Raw genomic sequence first — 19,486 nt, forward strand, 5'->3', positions numbered from 1 at the left:
AGCACGTTGATCGGCTCACTTCTTAATAGGTGTAACGAGTTCCTTTTCGTTGCTGTCGAGGACAAACACGGCCAGCAGGCGTGCGGGTTTCGTGTCGCTGGCGTTGGCGCTGACTTCGTGCACGGAGCCCGGCTCCTCTACGAAGTTTTCGCCGACGTTGTAGATCTTTTCCGGTTCGCCTTTGACTTTGATGCGAAACGAGCCCTCCAGGACCGTTGCATAAATGAAGGCCGTTTTCGGATGGGTGTGGGACGGCGACGCGGCGCCCGGCCCGTACTCGACCAGCACGCCCCTCATGCTCTTGCCGGGGATGTTGGGAATGGGACGGTCGAATACGACCGAGACCTTGCCTGCGGGCGGTTCGGTGGCCGACGCTGCGCTGATCGACAGCGCTGCGAAGGCAGCGGCCAAGAGATATCGGGTAACCATGGCAATGCTCCTTGGTGTGTAGGTGGTGTGAGCGCGCGGCCCGTCACCGAGCCGTCGACTGACCGAGCCAGTCCTGGAAGCGGATCGCGCCCAGGCGCGGGTTCTTGCCGGGGGTCAGCGATTGATCGTCGAGCACCGAACCGAAGTAGCGCGCGTGCACATCCGGCACGACCTTGCGCGTGTCCTGAGTGGCCCGCAGGAAGCGTCTGACCAGTTCGTCGAGCGGCATGGCCTCGGGACCGGCGACTTCGACTGTGCCATTGACCGGCGCTGCCAGCGTGACCTCGGTGAGCGCCGCTACCACGTCGTCGGACGCCATCGGCTGGATCAGTGCCGGCGATACGCAAACTTCCTCGCCGACGGTGGCCGCCTGCGCAATGCCGTCGACAAACTCGAAGAACTGTGTGGCACGCAGAATGGTGTAAGGAATGCCGGACGCCTTGATCAGGTTTTCCTGCGCGACTTTGGCCCGGAAATAGCCATTCTCGGGCAGCCGTTCACTGCCGACGATCGACAGGGCAACGTGATGGCGAACCCCAGCGGCCGCCTCGGCAGCCAGCAGGTTACGGCTCGACGTTTCGAAGAAATCGAGAACGGCCTGGTCTTCCCACGAAGGCGCGTTCGCCACGTCGACGACGATATCGGCGCCATCCATCGCTTGGGCCAGGCCCTCGCGGGTGATGCTATTTACGCCCGTGCTGGGGGCGGCTGCGAGCGCGTCATGGCCGCGCTCGCGGAGGTTCTGCACAAGTTTCGATCCGATGAGGCCGGTGCCTCCAATGACGACGATCTTCATGGTTTCTCTCCACTTTTCGACTGCAACCATTGCCGTCGATGTAGATTGAGAATGCCAGCGCGCGTCAGGGACGTCCTTGTACCGGCCTTGAGTTTGCCTTCAAGGAAGCTTGGTTTTTCGTCCAGAAAAACAGCTATTCGACGGGTATCCCTTGCCGCGGGCGCTGCCGTATTATCGATACCACTTACCCATCGCCAGCTCGGACACGGAGTCGGGGGCGCTCGACCAGGGGATCTTCACCTTGCCATTCGTGTTTGAAGACTACGTGCTCGATCAAGAGCGCCGGGAACTGACCTTGCGCGGACACGTGGTGGCTGTCGGGCCGCAGGTCTTCGATCTATTGCTGCAGCTCGTCAGCAACCGCGATCGCGTCGTCAGCAAGGACGACCTGCTCAACGCCGTGTGGAGCGGTCGGATCGTCTCGGAATCGACCATCACCAGCCACATCAATGCGGTGCGCAAGGCCATCGGCGATACCGGCGAGGAGCAGCGCCTGGTGCGCACGGTCCCCCGTAAGGGCTACCGCTTCGTCGGCGAGATCAAGGTGGATGAGATCGGCGAAGCGCGACAGCCTGACATCGAAGAACCCACGCCCGAGGACCTGAAGCAAACGCCTCCGCCCACGCTCGTCCTGCCGGACAAACCCTCCATTACCGTCCTGCCCTTCCAGAACCTGAGCGGCGATCCAGAGCAGGAGTATTTCGCCGACGGCATGGTGGAGGACATCATCGCCGCCCTGTCGCGTATCCGCTGGCTGTTCGTCATCGCGCGCAATTCAAGCTTCACCTACAAGGGGCGGGACGTGGACGTCCAGGGCGTCGGCCAGACGCTCGGCGTGCGCTACGTGCTGGAAGGTAGCGTGCGCAAGTCCGGGAACAAGATACGCATCACCGGGCAGCTGATCGACGCGACCACCGGGACGCATATCTGGGCGGAGCGCTTCGAAGGAATGCTCCACGACATCTTCGAGCTGCAGGATCAAATCGCCGAAAACGTCGTCGGCGCCATAGCACCGCAACTGGAACGGGCGGAAATCGAGCGCGCCAAGCGCAAACCGACAGAAAGCCTGGACGCTTACGACTATTACCTGCGCGGAATGGCGAAACTGCACAACGGCACCCGCGAAGCCATCGAGGAAGCACTGCCGTTGTTCTACAAGGCCATCGAGCTCGATCCGGAGTTTGCATCGGCCTACGGCATGGCAGCCTGGTGCCACTTCTGGCGCAAGTTGAATGGCTGGATGACCGATCGGCCTCAAGAAATCGCCGAGGGCGCACGACTTGCGCGTTTGGCGGTGGAGCTCGGCCGGGATGATGCCGTGGCGCTGACGCGAGGCGGACATGCACTTGCCCACCTCGCCGGCGATGTCGATGGCGGCATTGCCCTGCTCGACAGGGCACGCCTGCTCAACCCCAACCTCGCCCCCGCCTGGTTCCTGGGCGGAATCCTGCGCGCACTGCGCGGCGAAGCAGATGCCGCCATCAAGGATTTGACCCATGCCGTTCGCTTGAGTCCGCTGGATCCGGAAATGTTCAGGATGCAGGTCGGGATGGCGCTCGCACACTTCTTCGCCGGGCGCTTCGATCCCGCTTCTGACTGGGCGGAAAAGGCGCTGAGGAACCTGCCCTGCCTCCTGGCATCGGTTGCCCTGATCGCGGCCAGTCATGCGCTCAGCGGACGCATGGACAAAGCGAAGCAGGCGATGCAGCGTTTGCACGAGCTGGATCCGTCTTTGCGTGTTTCTAATCTGAAGGATTGGTTGCCGATCCAGCGTTCTGAGGATTTAAAGCGGTTTGCTGATGGGTTGCGGCTGGCTGGGTTGCCGGAGTGAGTGTGGTTCGGTGATGTGGGGTTGGTTGCTAAGACCTGCCAGTCGCGAAGGACTGTTACCTCCCCAAGCTGCCTCTCGCGACAGGCAGTAATCGGCCAAAAGCGGTCGCTGACGAATGAGCTGATCACCCCTCCCGTCCGTTCAGGACACAGTAGTCATTTAAGATGGCCACGCTGGTTTACCGACCCGGCATGATGAAAATCCCGTTCTAGTGCTGGTTTTTAGATTATGCGCGGGACTCGGAAGGAATGAGGACGACCAGATCAGTATCGCCTACGTCGACACCACCTTGTGATAGCAAAGTAGTAACTTGGCCTCGGTGATGAGTCTGGTGGTTGAAGAAATGCATGACCAAGCCATAAAAGCTCTTGTCAGCGGGGGCTCCTTTCATGCTTGTGTAATTGAGGGTGTAATCTAAATCCGACTCTGTAATGGAGCGAGACCACTCGACAATTACCTGATCGAGCCAAACGCGATGTGCCGAAAGTTCTCGGATATTTGATAGCAGTAACTGGTCGAGGCTTTGGGGGGCAGAGAGCTGTCGAATCGGCTCCAGAGCCAAGTGATTCGCTGGGTGCTTGGCAAATCGCTTTAGCCAGATAGTGTCCCCGGCCACCAGATGGTTCAACGTCCCGAGAATAGAACCAAAGAATGCTTTCCTATCCACTGAAAGCTCTTCATCTGTCAGACTTCTGGCTGCCTCATAAACCTTTGCGTTCATCCAATCATTATAGGTCGCCATCAGACAGATATGGTTGGTGCGGCCCATCGTGTTCATCCTTTGAGTGAGTGCAAGCGATCCACGCTCATCTGGGGGCCATTCTAGAGCAGGTTTTTTGAATCGCCGCTGATTTCGTAGACACGTGACCGGCTGCTTTGGGTCCAGAGTGTGTAAAAACGCTTCGCCAAAATTGAAGTGTGCGCGTCTACGTTAAATCTGAAATTTAACGGCACGTCAGCAGATGTGGATTTCGCGTAAAAGCGCGATTTCCAGTCCGGTTTTGAGTACCTGTCGCGCTGAAAAACGTTTTCACACAGCCTCGGTCGATAGCTGCCCGTAACCGAAGGCCGCAGTCGACCCAAAACGCGTGCTCGCAAAAGGTAATCTACGATACCTTAAGCCCTTACTACGCCTGGCGAGAAGACATTGGAATGAACGATACGGAAAATGAACGTTTATCCCTTTTAGGTTCGACTGAGGCCCGGAATAGCAGCGATCAGTTGAAGCAACTTGATGAACAGGCTAAAGCTTGGGGCGACAACACTCAGTTGAGACAGATCGCTGAACAGGCCAAGGCTTGGGGTAGCAACACCCAGTTGAAGCAGCTTGCTGAGCAGGCGAAGGCCTGGGGTAGTGACCCTCAGTTGAAGCAGCTCGCCGAAGAGATCAATGCTTGGGGTAGCAGCACCCAGTTAAAGCAGCTCGCTGAGCAGGCGAAGGCCTGGGGTAGTGACCCTCAGTTGAAGCAGCTCGCCGAAGAGATCAATGCTTGGGGTAGCAGCACCCGGTTAAAGCAGCTCGCTGAGCAGGCGAAGGCCTGGGGTAGTGACCCTCGGTTGAAGCAGCTCGCCGAAGAGATCAATGCTTGGGGTAGCAGCACCCAGTTAAAGCAGCTCGCTGAGCAGGCCAAGAATTGGGGTAACAACGGTAAGTTGAGGCAGATCGCTGAACAGACGCTAACTTGGGGCTTAACGTTCGATGTAGTGGTAAGCGAGCTTGTCGCTCGATCTGGCAAGAGCGTAGAAATATCTACAACCGAGTTAAAATCGGACCAAGTTATTGCTGATATCGAAGGCTCGGTATCTATTGGGGACTACTTCATCGGTGGAGCGATCTCCGCCCCCAGTGCAACGCCAGTACTTTCAATAATTCCGACTTGGATCCTGTACTTGTGGATGATTTGTATTGCGCCTGCGTTGGTTGTGCTGACTAACTGGGAGGCAGTGCGAACGGGTTTGGTAGATATCAATGCGCGCATGCCGCAAACAAAATCCATCGCGGAATTAAGGCGTTTCATACACTCCAATCTCGCCGGCAAGCCAGGAGATATTCGTCTTGTCACTCGTTCTGACGTTCGACTTAGGGCGGCGCCGGGTATGAAGTCAACGGTGATAATGACCCTACCTCAATATGCTCCTGTGGTTGTCTTAGGAAAGGAGGACCGCACTTGGCTCTACGTATCATATGAGCATGATGGCTTCTTGATAGACGGTTACATTTCAACTAAATTTTTGAAGAAAATTAGAAAGTAGATCGAAGTTAGTTGCTAACTTCGCTTTAAGGTTTGACACTTCAAGAGGTATTTCGGTGAATGGCTCCGCTTGCTCGAGAATTGCCCGTCACGAATGGCAGCTCCTGGCCGTTTTCTGCCTGTCACGATTGACCGGTGTTCAGGCGAGCGTCCGTCGTGTCTGAGAAAGCATATGCCTACGCTGTCGTCCAAAGGAGCTCTCACAGCTGAAGCGGCAACAACACCTTTTTCTGGGCGCCAGAACCCGGGGAAGCGCGCTAGGACGACTCCTGCTCCGCCACATGCGCGAGCAAATGCGCAATAAAATGGGTGAGTTTTGGCAGCGGTCGCCGATCGTGTCGATGCACGATATGGATAGGGTGTGGCTCGGGCAAGTAGGCTTGCAGGACCGGCACCAACGTCCCGCTTGCCAGATCGTGGGCCACCAGAACTTCGGGCTGCAGCAACAATCCCGCACCGGCGATCGCTGCGATGCGCAATCCGTTGCCATCATTGCATGTGAAGACTGGGTCCATTGGCAGCTGCACCCCATCCCAGCCTCTGAGTTTCCAGCCGTTGCGGGTGTTCCACACTGTGTGAGAAAGGCAGTGATGCGCGCTCAGGTCCTGTGGTGTCTCTGGGCGGCCATGTCGGGCGAGGTAGTCCGGTGACGCACAGATCACCATGCGATACATGGTCAGCGGCCTTGCTATCAGGTCGGCATCGCCCAGATCACCAATGCGGATAGCCAGATCAAAACCCTCGTCAATGAGGTCAACGACGCGATTGCTCAATTCCAGTTCAATGCGCACGAGCGGATATAGCTGCTGGAAAGTCGCAGCCAGAGGAGCGATGACACACGAGCCAAAGGTGATTGGAGCGCTAATGCGCAACGTGCCGGATGGCGAAGCGCGCAACCGTTCGATCGAGGTTTCGGCCATACGTACGTGTTCAAGCGCACGCTTGGCGTCTTCGTAAAAAACGCGACCAGCATCAGTCAGGCTCTGGCGTCGTGTGGTGCGCTCAAGCAAGCGCGCACCGAGGCGTCCTTCCAGTTCGCGCACATACTTTCCAACCATTACCGACGACATTTCAAGTCTCTGCGCCGCCTCGGTGAAGTTGCCACCCTCCACGACGGCAACGAAGGTTTCCATGGCTCGCAGTTTGTCCATATTGCTAACTATAGGTTCGTAGAGTTTGAATTTAGAGCACATTTATCACCTTAATGGTTCGATACACAATAGCGGCGTTCCAACCTGAATTCGAAAAGGAGTGCTCTATGAAGATTGTGATAATTGGCGCCGGTGGTGATGTAGGTCGTTCCGTGGCAGATGAACTTGCGCGTGGCGGCAAACACGAAATCATCCGCGTCGGTCGCACCCAAGGTGACTATCAGGTTGACATCGCCAGTGATGACAGCGTGGGTGCGTTGTTCAAGAAGATCGGACAAATCGACGCCATCATTGCTACCGCAGGCAATGTAATCCTCGCTCCAATCGAAAAGATGACGGCGGCCGACTTCAACAAAGGCTTGCAGGACAAGCTGCTAAGTCAGGTGCGCGTCGCGCTGGTTGGCCAGCATTACCTGAACGACGGCGGGTCGATCACGCTGACCTCAGGCATCGCTGTCGATGATCCGATTGCGCAGGGCTCCAATGCCGCAGCGTCGAACGCTGGGATTGAAGGGTTCGTGCGTGCTGCTGCGTGCGATCTGTCACGAGGCATCCGCATCAACGCAGTTAGTCCGACAGTGCTGACGGAATCGATGGACCGGTTTGGTCCGTACTTTCCTGGCTACGAAAGCGTGCCGGCGACGCGTGTAGCAATGGCCTATCGACGCAGCGTTGAAGGCGTGCAGAGCGGTCGCGTATATCGGGTTGGACATTGAATTAGAGGGCTCGCCGCACTCTGCGTATGCCCCAACTACCGCGACCGATAACAGAACAACAGGACATTGACCATCTGCGCCTGAAGCGACTGTTAACGAAGATATTAGTGACCCTATAGGTCGTTTTCTGCCTCTCGCGATGGGCAGAAAACGGCCAGAAGTAGCCATTCGAATATGAAATTCTGGACAGTTCATGGAGCTAGTTCTGGTGAACTATTCAGTATGGCTTGGATCGTTTCAACTGGGCGTTGACTGTGGAATAGTACCCTCAAAAATATACCGTCCATGAGCAGCATTTCTCGCTGTTCATTGCCAATGAATATAGCTTTGCCATTGTGCCTATATGGAGGAAATCCCTGCTGGTCCATCGTGCTAGCCTCCTTGTTAGTTGCTTCGCGCACCTTGAGTCCTACTTTTCGAAGCTTTTTAAGCAAGGCGCTTATATTGAGGCCAATGCAAACATTTTTTCTGCCAAAAAGAATATCAAACTTATGCTCATCTGAGATATTCAGATTAAAAATCGGGATAGCTAAAGGGTGACTCATAGAATCTATTAGTCGAGCTCGCGGACAGTTAGCTGTGCCCTCAAATTGGTCAAACCACATATTGAACATTCCGTGACCATGACCTTGCATGGCGTCTTTGGAGTATGAAGCTATAAACAGGCAGTCGTCGATCACATTTAGAGCCCAACCCTTGGAGTCTGAGTCCTCTAGAATTGAATTCAACTCACTATCCCAATTTTGGATGTATATAAACTCCTCAGGAATACTTATTTTTTGATTTGTATCTGGGTCGAGAGAGCGGCCTTTCGACATGACTTCCGTCACATGCCCCATTCTTTCCGCTTGCCGGAACATCCGTTGCAGCTGTTTGATTCCGGAATCTCCATGTTCCTGAGCGAAATATTGGAACGCCCGAGGACAGCCGCTTTGTGTGAAAAAATTCATGAAGTCTAAGATTTCATGATTTTTTCGGCCCTCTTTCACTTCGCCAATGGTTAATCCACCAAGTGAACCCATGGTAAGCAAATCTCCAACTTGAACAAATGAAGTCAAGTCGGAAATCAACGCAAAGCTGCCAGGATCTTTACTAGTTGTTTGATTGGCAGCTAATACAACCGAATCGAAATTTGATTGCTTTAGGTTTACTGGCTTGTGCCCTTTGTAAAAGCGGCGAGCATAGCAAAGCTGGTTTCCTATCAGTTGCCACGCCATGCTGTCGGCGATCCCTTGAATCAAAATTGTTTGTGAGTTAGTCAGGGTCTGATTGGATTGGATAATTTCGACAATTGTTTTCTGAGCTTCATTCATTCGAGCGTGCGACGAGGCAAGAAACCTTCTTTTCAAGTCAAGGTCTTCTTTCATGTTTCCGGCTTTAAGCTCATCCCATATAGGTTTTGAGCCTTTGGTGGATAGTTCAAAAAGCCTTTTAGCCAAATCCTCTAGGTCTCTATTAATAGATTGAGGATGCAATGCTTTGAAAGGATCGTATTTCGGTTTTGATTTTTTTTTAGACATACAGAAAACTACCTTGGATAGAAAATATCTGGCTCTCACCCACTCTGCCTATAGACTTCCGCTAGGGGGGAGCGCTTTGGGTAGATATCAGTTTTTTGCCGACTATTGCCGGTCGCGACGGGTAGCAAACGATCCGAAGCAGAGATTGAAGAAAAAATCTGAGAATCATGTAGTCCGCCTCCCACTTCGCTGACTTGGTCGATGACGGTCATCAGCCTCTAGCTGCGTGTGCACGGTAAAGCTGCCAGGCTAGCCTTCGCTTGGCCAGTGGTGCTGAGTGGGGAGTGGTTCAACTTTCCGCCTCGGTTCAATCGGAAACTCACTATTGCAGCCTGTGCATCGGTATTTGCCGCTGATGGTTCGATTGTCTTGAAGGATATGGATCTGCTGCTTATTTATACAGCTGGGGCAGGCAAAGTGAATGGGCTCCCCTTTATAGCGATATACGATGCCTCCACCGGATGCTTGGGAGAGCTCGTACTGATTGAGCTTAGACAGCCAAGCTTCCGAGGCTGCCAACTCCGACTTGAGTTGATTCCGCTCCTCCTGCAACTGGAAGAGTTGCTCGCGGAGTGCAAACAGAGTGTCCTGGACCTCCCCAAGCTGTGCTTGGGCCTCGAGAATCTTTGGCTTGGCTTCTGCATCGACCTTTGCTTCGAAGACAGCAGCAAGGAGATCCTTAACGCTCTTGAGGCTCTGATATGCGGCAGTGATTGTGGTGACGTCCATATGTTCTCCACTTGAGGGGGCAAACTCTAAATAGACCCCAGCAGGGTTTATAAAACATGGGCGGAGAGCCCATTTTTTCAAACGATTCAGGGGGCAGATTAAGCGTAGCTGCTCATCCGCCATTGCTCGGTCCAACCGGCAGCTTTTTTGGCCGATTGCTGCCCGTCGCGACCGGTTGAATCCACAACCCATTGCGGACACTCGAAACTGGGAGATGAAAAAGGTTGCCGTTTATAATCTTTCAGAATAACTGCCACAGCTTATATAGCTTGATTTTCTCTGGGTATGACAGTCATACCTCGTAAGGCATTCTTTCAGAGGGTATTACTTTAGAGAATTAATTCAGTATGGTGGCGATAGTGTGTAAGAGAGCTATACCTAAGGGGATTTTGCGGTGGGGTTCGCTAATAACTGCAAGCAATTTCGGAGCTGAAAATGAACCTGGACTTCTATCGCGAGATCCATGAGAAAGAGTTTCGCCGTAAGGACTCACTAGCCCAGCGGGCTAGCGCAATAATTACCTGCCTGACCACGCTGGGGGGAGTCGCGGGGTTCATTGTTATGAATTACAAGCGATCGATCATTTCTGTAGATGTTGCCTTTTGGTTTTTCGCCGCTGCATCGATAGTAATGTTATTGATAGCGAGCTTCTGGCTGGTTCAGTCGTACAGAGTGCCTGTCTTGCAAGACATCGATCGACCAACAGAATGGATGTTGTACTGGAAAGAGCTGGCACTGAAGTACACCAGCGAAAAAGGAGCTTTCAACTCGGCTGAAGAAGAATTTAAAGATCACCTGATGAATTCATATGCTGACATTGGAAGCGCTAATATCGATGCCAATGATAAGAAAGCTGTCCGGCTGAATAGGGGTAACAATGCTGTACTCGCAGCATTTGCATTTCTCATAATAGATTCTTTAGTTTACTACTATAGCAACGGACTCTTGAAGGACTACCTGCAAGTAAATAGAGGTGAGCAAATGTTTAATTTAGAAAAATCTTTTATTTGTATACCTGCACTTGAGGCAGGGAACTCTGTCAATCGCCCTGGGCCGAGGCCAGTTCCTGGTCCGTCACCGAGTCCTAAACCGCCTCCTTCAGAGCTGCATCTGAAGCCCGCCCAGCCATGACAATCCTACCAGGGTCGCTCAAGTGTATCCGGTTCGGTGAATCGTACACGTATCTGCCGGCATTTTGAGCGACTACTTTTGGCCGTTTTTTGCCTGTCGCAAAGGGCTGTAAACAACCCAAAGCTACCTCACGGCTTGCCAAATAACGGACGCAGATGGAAAACGCGACATCACCCAAGTTGGGTTCAGGCTTCCTTTGCCACGGGCTTTACACTACCCCGTGTAGTACTTGTCCCAGAGCTTGTTCCGGAATCGCTTGCCCGGATCGACTTGCGCCTTGAGTGCGAACAGACGTCGCGCGTTGGGGTAGGCACGTGAGAACTGTTCCTGCGTGGCGTGCAGTTGGTAGGGCAGATAATAGGTGCCCCCAAGCGACAGCGCGGCGTTGATAAGTTTGCGCGTCCACACGCCAACTTCCTCGCGGTCGACCACGCCAACGCGTTGCCAGTAATAGAGTACGAAGGAAAACACTTCTTCGCGTGCCCAGGACAAAAACGAGTCGGGGTCGCCCTGAGCGTGCCGGATGGAGATATTAACGGCGTCAACGCGGTGCGCCTGTAGGATGGCGGCCATTTGCTTTACGAATGCATTGAACTGTGCCACCGGCACAAAATATTCCTGCAACGCGTAGGTACTGTTTCGGGTTGCGATAGGCCCAAGCGAGGCGACATCCGCACTGGCCTCGTAATTGCGCCGTACAACCGGGTGGTTGAGATAGCGCAGTGGATCGATCACATCTTTGCGAATCAGTGGGCCGCCGGGAAGCTTGGCCACACTCCACATGAGGGTCTGGTTGAATTTGTACGATTGCCCCGGCGCGACCAGCCTTTCTGCGACTGTCAACTCTTTGTCCGAGGCGCGCCAGGTGACGGAAGTGGCCTGGTCAAAGTAAGGGGGGGCCAGATCGGCGTTGTGCAGGATAGCCTGTTCGTTCCCGCGGACCTGGTCATTGAAAAAATTCGGGTAATCGGCAACTGACATGCGGTGTATCTGACGTTCCATCGTGACGTTGGACGCAAGGTCCAGTTCGACCTCAGTGATCACCCCCAGCGCACCATAGCCACCGATGGCAGCGTGGAACAGGTCGGCATTTGCGGTGCGGGACGCTTCTGCTACCGAACCGTTGGCGAGCACCAGTTGCAGAGAACGCACAGAGTTGATTACCGGGCCAGCGCCGACATAGCGCCCATGAGCATTGACCGACAGCGATCCGCCGACGGTGAAGTTGGCATAGCTCTGCATGATTTTTATCGAGAGGTCGTGCGGGTCTATGACCGACTGCAGGTCACGCCACCGCATCCCTGTTTGCACGCGTATGACCCTGTTCTCAGGCGAGTATCGGATTACCTGATTGAACTGACGCATGTCGAGGTGCAGGCTGTCTTCGGTGGCAATCTGTCCACCCATGCTATAGCGGCCACCACCGATACTGACCGGGCCTGACCACATAGCGAGCGCCTGTTGTATTTCGTCGGTGGTGCGCGGTGCGAACAGGTGATTAACCCAAATCGGATTGAGCAGCGTCACATCGTTAACCAAGACGCCCGATGGTGCCGCCCATAACGACCAAGGTGAAAGCACACTGACTGCAATCCCGGTCACGCCAGCCTGGAGTAGATTGCGCCGAGTGAGAATATGCGACGACTCTGAAGTGGAGTGCAGTTGCGTATAGTCGATCAATTGCGTTCCCTCGCTGTGAATCGAAAATAACGCGCGCATTCGGACTTCGAAGCAGACTCGCTGAATTGACGGTACACCGTTGCTACGGAACTCGGCCGAAATACTACAGAAGTGGACATTCGACCCAGGAGCCTGACGCTACTGCTTTGCCATCATCTTGTCCACTGCCCGCTTTTGGCCGATTTCAGCCCTTCCCCGAAGGGCAGATTTGGGTCGTCTTCTGCCGCTCATTACCAGGGAGGCGTGTTGGACAATGGGATGATGACCTGAAGGCAGAACGCGGCTCCGAAGCTGTCGAGCTTGGCTTTTGCACAGTGACATCCGGGTAGCCGATCTGCTACATATCGGCAAGTTGGACTTGATCTCTACCATTTGATTTTGCACTGTACATCGCGGTATCGGCACGCCGAATGAAGGCGTCAAACGATTCTGATGGAATCCACGTCGCAACGCCGAAGCTACAAGTCGCCTGTCCAATATCATCAAATGGTAGGGTGCTTATTAGAGCTCGAAGCTTTTCTGCCAGCAGCCTTGTATCGTTCAGTTCGGTATCCGGGCAGATCAATGCAAACTCTTCTCCGCCTGTTCTGCACAGTAGATCGGTTTTGCGTGTTGCCGAACGTATTCGTGTGCACAACGACTTCAGAACGTTATCACCACACTGATGGCCCCAGCGGTCGTTGATGTGTTTGAAGTGATCGACGTCAAACATGATCAGCGACAGAGGGCGGTATTGCACGTTAGCCTCGATGAGCAGGCGTTCCATCAATTCTTCGAAGTATCGGCGGTTATAGACTCCGGTCAGGTGATCGGTAATGTTCAACAAACGCAAGTCTTGCGTGCGTTCATCAACCAGCGAGAGGGCGCGGGCGCGCTGCGTAATTAGCAAGTACACCATCAAGGTCAGCAGCAGCGTCAACCCTGCTCCGAACACGATAATTAGGCTTATGGACAGTGCGTAGCTGTTGGCGACCAGAAATGTTGAGCTGGGTCTAAACTGGATCAAGTAATTTTGGTCGGCTACTTTCAGCAGCCGCTGCGCGTACAGCGCTGAAGGGGCAGCAGGGGCCGAGCTCTGATAAATGTTTTCCCCTTGATGCTGCGTGTCGATCAATGAAAGCGTCACGTTCAGTCGTTGCAGACTTGGTAATGGAATGCCTTGTTCCATTAAAGAAGCCAAGCGTACGGTGGAGACAACGAACCCCTGCAAATTATCATCGTTCAATGGAACCTCAGGGGACTCCTGGAATACAGGTGCGACAAAGAAAATCCCCGACTGCCCATTGGTCATTTTCAACGGTTCCGACACAACTATTTGACGTGTTTCTCGTGCCTTGCTCATCAAGGCCTGGCGACCCGTGCGAGCCAGAACATCCATGCCGGGTATGATCTTTACGTCATCGCGCTTCAATAAGTAGAGCAATATCCAGTGTTCCGGCCGGCTGGTGAGGGGGACTCTTTCGCCGGTGACGGGATTAATTTCATGATATGAAAAATCACTGGTGCCGTTGAGAAGCGCCTTAGCGCGAAACGCTTGGAGATCCTTCTCGAGAATCCTGGATACCCAGCTATAGGCTTCGTCCTCTCCAACTAGAGGCGTAACGAATCCCAGAAACTCCTTCTCAGTGACATCGTCGGCGTTGATAAAGAAACGCCTCACAACGTCTAGCTTCAAGACCTGAGTATTAAAGCGTCGTTGCAGGCGACTGAATCTTTCGTCGACCTCCAGTTGAAAAGCAACGCTAACGATACGCTGCTCTGATCCTACGAACAGAATCAGCACCAAGAACGTGACGGCCACCCCAGCTAGGCACACCAGACCGCAAAGGGTCACGTCTGATGCTTTGAGTGCGTTCTGACGAGTAGACATCATTTTGTGTTCCTTGCTCATCGCCAAAAACAGTGTGCAGTGACCTGGAGTACTTTTGGAGTATCGGCACGCTTGTCGTTATCTTTACAAATCAGGCGTTAGAGCAAGGGGTTTATATGAAGGATTCCATCCAGTTAACGGTTCAAATCTCGAACTGTCGTGGCAAATGGGTCTGCGAACAGTTATAGACACGTTCGCCGACCTTCCGCAGGCTTCGGCCGACAGGCATACGTCAGCCAGTCTGGCAGCGCTCAGGCGAGTCCAAGCTGGCGAATGGCAAAGTCGCGCAACCCGCTTTTATGGATCTCGCTCGACCGGCTGCTTTTGGCCGTTTTCTGCCCTTCGCGATGGGCATAAATCGGCCAGTAGCAGTCGTTCCCTCGCGTTAGGGTTGATACAGCGTCAGGCGGTCGCCGGTATCTTGTCTCCCGTCACCGCCGCAGTGACCGGGCGGAGCAGCCCGTGGCACAGGGTACCCTCGGCCACATTCTCCTACCGAATCCTCGATTCAAAAAACCACGCCACCGTGCGCATCCTGCATAACTTTAAGCGGACGACAGGTGCGGCCGCGCCGCAACACCACCCTAAAAATGTCAGACGCTTCCTCGTTTTTTTGAAAGATCTCACACGTTTAACGATGCGTGTTTAAAGACACCCACTGTTACGTCCTAACGGCTACAACGCCTTGCGTCGTTGCCTACGCGTGCGCCAGAATCCGCTGGCTTGTGCGGCTGTGGGGCGGGCTATATCGTTTCCCTGTCACTGAAAAACAGTGATCGGGTTTGGTAGCCCGCTTCGAAACAGTCGCATTGCGACACCTATGCAGTCTCTTCTTTTGGGACTCGACTTTATATGGTGGGCATGCGTGGGGCTCCTTCGTGAGCGCCGGGTTTCCCGTTTCGACCGGTCTACCAACCCACGTATGGCCGCCACTCTTCGTTTGGTAGCGAGGGTGATGGCTCCCCAATATTCGAAACCGGAGTTCCATCTATGTTCAAAGTTACACCTAACCCACCGGAACCGGACACCGATCCGGCATCCCCGTACGAATCCCTCGACTCAAAAAAATTCCACGAAGCCGCCGAGCGCGCCCTCAATTTCTACCTCAACCCGGCAGCGATTATGAACAACACCCCACGCAAACCCAGCACCATGTACATGGTTGCGCCGGATGTCGGCCACGAAGCCTTGCTGGTTCAAACGTGTGAGAACCTGGCCTCGGCCAGTGTCATGGCCAGTGATATTGCTGCATTGGTGGAGGGCACCCACCGCAATACCCTGCTGGCGCTTCAGCAGGTCATCATGCTGGCGGAACTGGCGGTGAATCGAATGTTGGATAACTTCGTTCCACCCAAGTAATCACTCAGCCCTTTACCGAGAGGCTTGCCCCTCGGTAAAGGGCTTTGATAGTTGCAATGCGAAGGGCACAAATTTTCCTTCAAAAGCGCCAACGGTGACATGGTCACCAAACAGATCACGCGCTGGGGCTGCTCCGCAACCTAACGGGAGCAAGCTCCCTTGCCACAAAAGCATCTCCTTTTGGCGACTCTCGCGAATCATCTGCACTGAATCCTGCCCATAAAAAGGCCCAGGGAACGAATTTATTTTTCCGTTCGCTTATGGAAAATAAATCCGTCCATTTTTTATATTCACTATCATTAAAATAAATTCGGCCACAGTAGCGACCGAAACTTAATCTTCGTATTCATGAGTCACATGCAAGCCGAAGACATAGTTGCCACAATGGAAATCGCTTCATCTAAGCATCTGCGATATCGATCTAGTTAATACCCATAAAACAACAAAGCACCTCACGCATGGATAGCACACTAATTAAAATCTGATTAACTTTTCCACTCCCCCTTCGCCATTCGTCGTCACGCAGAAGAAAAAATTCAACTTTCTCGAAAGCGGATGACTCCCACTAATACAGCCATTACGGCGGTGGATACATTTCCTGATTGATTGACGATTGCTGATAGGAGATTGTAATGAACTACGAAGATCGCGATACCTATGGCATGTACAAAACCAACCTCCTACGAGATACCGACTCCGAGGAACAGGGGCCTGGCCCGGACCTGATGGGGGCAGACACGCTCATTGGCAATGATGTTTATAACCATAATGAAGAAGACTTGGGGGATATTAAGGAAATCATGCTGGATGTTCGCAACGGTAGAGTGAGTTATGCCGTTCTGTCTTTTGGTGGCTTTCTTGGCATGGGAGAAAAACTGTTTGCGGTACCTTGGAATGCATTAACACTCGACACAGTAAATAAGCGCTTCGTCCTGAATGTAGAGAAAGAACGCTTGGAGAATGCACCAGGTTTTGACAAGGACAATTGGCCTAATATGGCCGACGAGACTTGGGCAACAGAAATCCATTCTTTCTATGGAACTAAACCTTTCGATTACGATACTGTTCAGAGACGAAATATCGACCAAATCTAACTGCTATATCCGAAATGAAGAGTGATGCGCGCTGAGCAAACAACGACCTATTAAGATTGGTCGTTGGGGGTGCCAAACCCTAAGGCGCGCATTACGGTGAAAAAAGGTTTTGTCGGCAGAAAACCATTCCCCACAAAAAAGCCCACTGACCGTCACCGATCCAGTGGGCTTTCCGATTACGCTTCTACTTACAAAGCCATATCCGTCGCAGCATTAGCCTTCGGCGCCTTGGCCGGAGCGGCCGGAGCAGCAGCCGGAGCCGCCACCTGCCCCATCGCCGGCGGCGGAGTCAGCTCCAGCACCTTGGAGGTGTAAGCCCACTCTTGAGCCACTTTCTCAGGGCTGCTGTTCAGCTGCGTGCCATAGCTAGGCACGATCTGGTGCAGCTTTTCCTGCCAGGCTGGCGAGGCAACCTTGTCCTTGAACACTTTCTGCAGCACGGTCAGCATGATCGGTGCGGCAGTCGATGCGCCCGGCGATGCGCCCAGCAGGCCGGCGATGGTGCCGTCTGCGGAAGCAACGATCTCGGTACCCAGTTTCAGCACGCCACCGGCAGCTTCATCACGCTTGATGATTTGCACGCGTTGGCCGGCTTGCCACAGGCGCCAGTCTTCGGCTTTGGCGTTAGGGAAGTATTCTTTCAGGGCGTTGAGGCGGTCTTCGTCAGACAGCATCAGTTGGCCTGCAAGGTACTCGACCAGCGGGTATTCCTTGATGCCGACCTTGGTCATTGGCCACACGTTGTGCGTGGTGGTGGTGGTCAGCAGGTCCAGGTACGAGCCTTCTTTGAGGAACTTGGTGCTGAAGGTCGCGAATGGGCCAAACAGGATGACGCGCTTGCCGTCCAGAACACGGGTGTCCAGGTGCGGAACCGACATTGGCGGTGCGCCAACGGAGGCTTTGCCGTAGGCCTTGGCCAGGTGTTGTTCGGCCAGGGTCGGGTTTTCGGTCACGAGGAACGAGCCACCAACCGGGAAGCCTGCGTATTCCTTGGCTTCAGGAATGCCGGACTTCTGCAGCAGGTGCAGTGCACCGCCGCCCGCGCCGATGAAGACGAACTTGGCGTCGGTTTCGGTTTTGGTGCCGTCTTTCAGGTTTTTGTAGCTGACGCGCCAGCTGCCGTCTTCGTTCTTGGTGATGTCTTGCACTTCGCTAGACAGTTTCAAGTCGAACTTCGGCGTGGTTTGCAGGTGCGCGACGAACTGGCGGGTGATCTCGCCAAAGTTCATGTCGGTGCCGAGCGGGCTCCAGGTGGCCGCGACTTTCTGGTTCGGGTCACGCCCTTCCATCATCAGCGGAACCCACTTCTTGATCACAGCCGGGTCTTCGGAGTACTGCATGCCGGCGAACAGCGGGCTCGCTTGCAGGGCTTCGTAGCGCTTCTTCAGGAACTTGATGTTGTCATCGCCCCACACAAAGCTCATGTGCGGAGTGGAGTTGATGAACGAACGCGGGTTCTTCAGCACGCCTTGCTGAACTTGCCAGGCCCAGAACTGACGGGAGATCTGGAAGGCTTCGTTGATTTCAACGGCTTTCGGGATCTGGACGTTGCCCTTGTCGTCTTCCGGGGTGTAGTTCAGCTCGGCCAGGGCGGAGTGACCGGTACCGGCGTTGTTCCAGCCGTTGGAGCTTTCCTGGGCGACGCCGTCGAGGCGCTCGACCATTTCCATCGACAGACCAGGTTCCAGCTCATTAAGCCAGACACCCAGCGTTGCACTCATGATGCCGCCGCCAATGAGCAGCACATCGACTTTCTTTGCCTCTTCCGCGTGAACGGACGTGATCCCCATCGACAAAGCCAGCCCCAGCAGGGCCGTGTTCAGTTTCTTAAACATCTGTAGCACCTATGATAAACGCCATCCGCCCCCAATCCTCAACATGAGCAACCCAAGAGTACGGGTACGCAGGCAGCGTGCCGTGGGTTCCTGCACTTACAAGGATTTGAAGGTGGGCACACAAGGCCGACGTGTCTCCATCGACCTCAGTTATATGTCCCTCGTGCACTGACTTTTTATCATTATTGGCTCAGTTACTTGAGCGACATTGATTCTGTCTGCACGTCTGTGGACGTGCGAACTGAATAAGTCAAACCAAGTTAGTGCGACAGAATATCACGCCTCGGCCAGCCTGCGCGCCCGAAAGGACTCAACAGTCTAGTCGGGACGAGACCCGCGCCCGGGGTCTTTGCTCAAACGATCCAGCACAAACGCCTTGGCGTTGCGCGTCATCTGGTCGAGGTGCCGGTCGCGCTGCTTCTCTGCATCGATCATCGCCCGCTTGCCGTGTTTCTGCAGCAGATACGTATGTATCTGCCGCACCTCCAGAGAACTGTAGATCGATGTGACATCCAGTAAGCCCATCAAGCCTTCGGTGCCGTGATCACGGGTGTTCATCAGCACCTGAGTGCCGCGCACGCCCAGCACTTGAAAGCCCATCGATTCGAACCAGGGCACCTTGGCCACGGTGCAGGTCAGTTCCGCATGCGGGTAGCGGCCGAGCATGTCTTGCAGCATCGCCCGGGCGACACCCCGCCGCCGATGGCTGGCCTGAACCGCCATATAGGCCACGCCGCACGCCTGGGGATCGTCCTTGACTGGCAGGTACAGCAGAAAGCCGATGACCGTCTCGGGGTCTTCGTCATCCGTTGCAACGATCAGTTCGACAGCAATGCCTTTGGCGCCACTGAGCGCTTCGAGGTAGAGATGAACCTCATAACCCACCGCGTATTGATAGACGTTGTACAACGGGTTGCTCGGCGCGATACCCACCATGCTGATGTCGGTCAGATTGTCGACGACCATCTGCAGGATCTGGCTGTTGATGGGCTCCGGGCACGGGGTGGCAAAGTGGGTGAGCTGGGGCATTGCGTTGTTGACTCCGGGTTAAGGCTTACTGAGCATCAGCCCCGCTATTGTCACAGATCGAGCC

Annotated in this window: 16 protein-coding genes; 6 read left to right on the plus strand and 10 right to left on the minus strand. The window is 54.2% G+C overall.

Annotation, left to right across the window (positions count from 1 at the left end):
- Positions 1-15 precede the first annotated feature (15 nt).
- Positions 16-429, minus strand: coding sequence for a cupin domain-containing protein (locus PSH97_RS17600; RefSeq protein WP_305446025.1), 414 nt, complete (start codon positions 427-429; stop codon positions 16-18).
- A 43-nt stretch (positions 430-472) separates the two neighbouring features.
- Positions 473-1,225 (minus strand): SDR family oxidoreductase, encoded by a 753-nt coding sequence (locus PSH97_RS17605; protein WP_305446026.1) that lies wholly within the window; start codon positions 1,223-1,225, stop codon positions 473-475.
- Positions 1,226-1,466: 241 nt separating this feature from the next.
- On the opposite strand from PSH97_RS17605, the gene PSH97_RS17610 reads away from it, so the two are divergent.
- Positions 1,467-3,056, plus strand: a complete 1,590-nt coding sequence (locus PSH97_RS17610; RefSeq protein WP_305449824.1) for a winged helix-turn-helix domain-containing protein — start codon at positions 1,467-1,469, stop codon at positions 3,054-3,056.
- Positions 3,057-3,282: 226 nt separating this feature from the next.
- On the opposite strand, the gene PSH97_RS17615 is transcribed toward PSH97_RS17610, so the two are convergent.
- Positions 3,283-3,825, minus strand: coding sequence for a DinB family protein (locus tag PSH97_RS17615; protein WP_305446027.1), 543 nt, complete (start codon positions 3,823-3,825; stop codon positions 3,283-3,285).
- A gap of 383 nt (positions 3,826-4,208) precedes the next feature.
- Between PSH97_RS17615 and PSH97_RS17620 the strand changes: the two genes are divergently transcribed.
- Positions 4,209-5,309, plus strand: coding sequence for an SH3 domain-containing protein (locus PSH97_RS17620; RefSeq protein WP_305446028.1), 1,101 nt, complete (start codon positions 4,209-4,211; stop codon positions 5,307-5,309).
- 256 nt (positions 5,310-5,565) lie between these two features.
- Here the strand turns inward: PSH97_RS17620 and PSH97_RS17625 are convergent, their stop codons facing one another.
- Complete coding sequence (locus PSH97_RS17625; RefSeq protein ID WP_305446029.1) at positions 5,566-6,441, minus strand: LysR family transcriptional regulator; 876 nt, start codon at positions 6,439-6,441, stop codon at positions 5,566-5,568.
- Positions 6,442-6,566: 125 nt separating this feature from the next.
- Here PSH97_RS17625 and PSH97_RS17630 point away from each other — a divergent pair, with 125 nt between their 5' ends.
- Entirely contained in the window at positions 6,567-7,175 is a 609-nt protein-coding gene (locus tag PSH97_RS17630) for a short chain dehydrogenase (protein WP_305446030.1), read from the plus strand.
- Between the two features lie 191 nt (positions 7,176-7,366).
- Here PSH97_RS17630 and PSH97_RS17635 read toward each other — a convergent pair whose 3' ends face one another.
- Complete coding sequence (locus tag PSH97_RS17635; RefSeq protein WP_305446031.1) at positions 7,367-8,695, minus strand: hypothetical protein; 1,329 nt, start codon at positions 8,693-8,695, stop codon at positions 7,367-7,369.
- Between the two features lie 249 nt (positions 8,696-8,944).
- Positions 8,945-9,424 (minus strand): hypothetical protein, encoded by a 480-nt coding sequence (locus tag PSH97_RS17640; RefSeq protein ID WP_305446032.1) that lies wholly within the window; start codon positions 9,422-9,424, stop codon positions 8,945-8,947.
- Between the two features lie 435 nt (positions 9,425-9,859).
- Here PSH97_RS17640 and PSH97_RS17645 point away from each other — a divergent pair, with 435 nt between their 5' ends.
- The gene (locus tag PSH97_RS17645) at positions 9,860-10,555 is read left to right on the plus strand and encodes a hypothetical protein (RefSeq protein WP_305446033.1); all 696 of its coding nucleotides are present in this window, start codon (positions 9,860-9,862) and stop codon (positions 10,553-10,555) included.
- 213 nt (positions 10,556-10,768) lie between these two features.
- Here PSH97_RS17645 and PSH97_RS17650 read toward each other — a convergent pair whose 3' ends face one another.
- A complete protein-coding gene (locus PSH97_RS17650) occupies positions 10,769-12,274 on the minus strand; it encodes an FAD-binding oxidoreductase (RefSeq protein ID WP_305446034.1) in 1,506 nt (501 codons plus the stop codon).
- Between the two features lie 298 nt (positions 12,275-12,572).
- Positions 12,573-14,108 (minus strand): sensor domain-containing diguanylate cyclase, encoded by a 1,536-nt coding sequence (locus PSH97_RS17655; RefSeq protein WP_305446035.1) that lies wholly within the window; start codon positions 14,106-14,108, stop codon positions 12,573-12,575.
- A gap of 987 nt (positions 14,109-15,095) precedes the next feature.
- Between PSH97_RS17655 and PSH97_RS17660 the strand changes: the two genes are divergently transcribed.
- On the plus strand, positions 15,096-15,464 hold the full coding sequence (locus PSH97_RS17660) for a DUF6124 family protein (protein ID WP_218394556.1): 369 nt from the start codon (positions 15,096-15,098) through the stop codon (positions 15,462-15,464).
- A gap of 632 nt (positions 15,465-16,096) precedes the next feature.
- Complete coding sequence (locus PSH97_RS17665; protein ID WP_305446036.1) at positions 16,097-16,558, plus strand: PRC-barrel domain-containing protein; 462 nt, start codon at positions 16,097-16,099, stop codon at positions 16,556-16,558.
- Positions 16,559-16,746: 188 nt separating this feature from the next.
- Here PSH97_RS17665 and mqo read toward each other — a convergent pair whose 3' ends face one another.
- Entirely contained in the window at positions 16,747-18,393 is a 1,647-nt protein-coding gene (gene mqo, locus PSH97_RS17670; protein ID WP_305446037.1) for a malate dehydrogenase (quinone), read from the minus strand.
- A 318-nt stretch (positions 18,394-18,711) separates the two neighbouring features.
- Positions 18,712-19,422 carry a GNAT family N-acetyltransferase gene (locus PSH97_RS17675; RefSeq protein WP_305446038.1) on the minus strand — a complete coding sequence of 237 codons (711 nt, stop codon included), beginning with the start codon at positions 19,420-19,422 and terminating at the stop codon, positions 18,712-18,714.
- Positions 19,423-19,486: the final 64 nt, after the last annotated feature.

Source organism: Pseudomonas cucumis, assembly GCF_030687935.1.
GTDB lineage: Bacteria > Pseudomonadota > Gammaproteobacteria > Pseudomonadales > Pseudomonadaceae > Aquipseudomonas > Aquipseudomonas cucumis.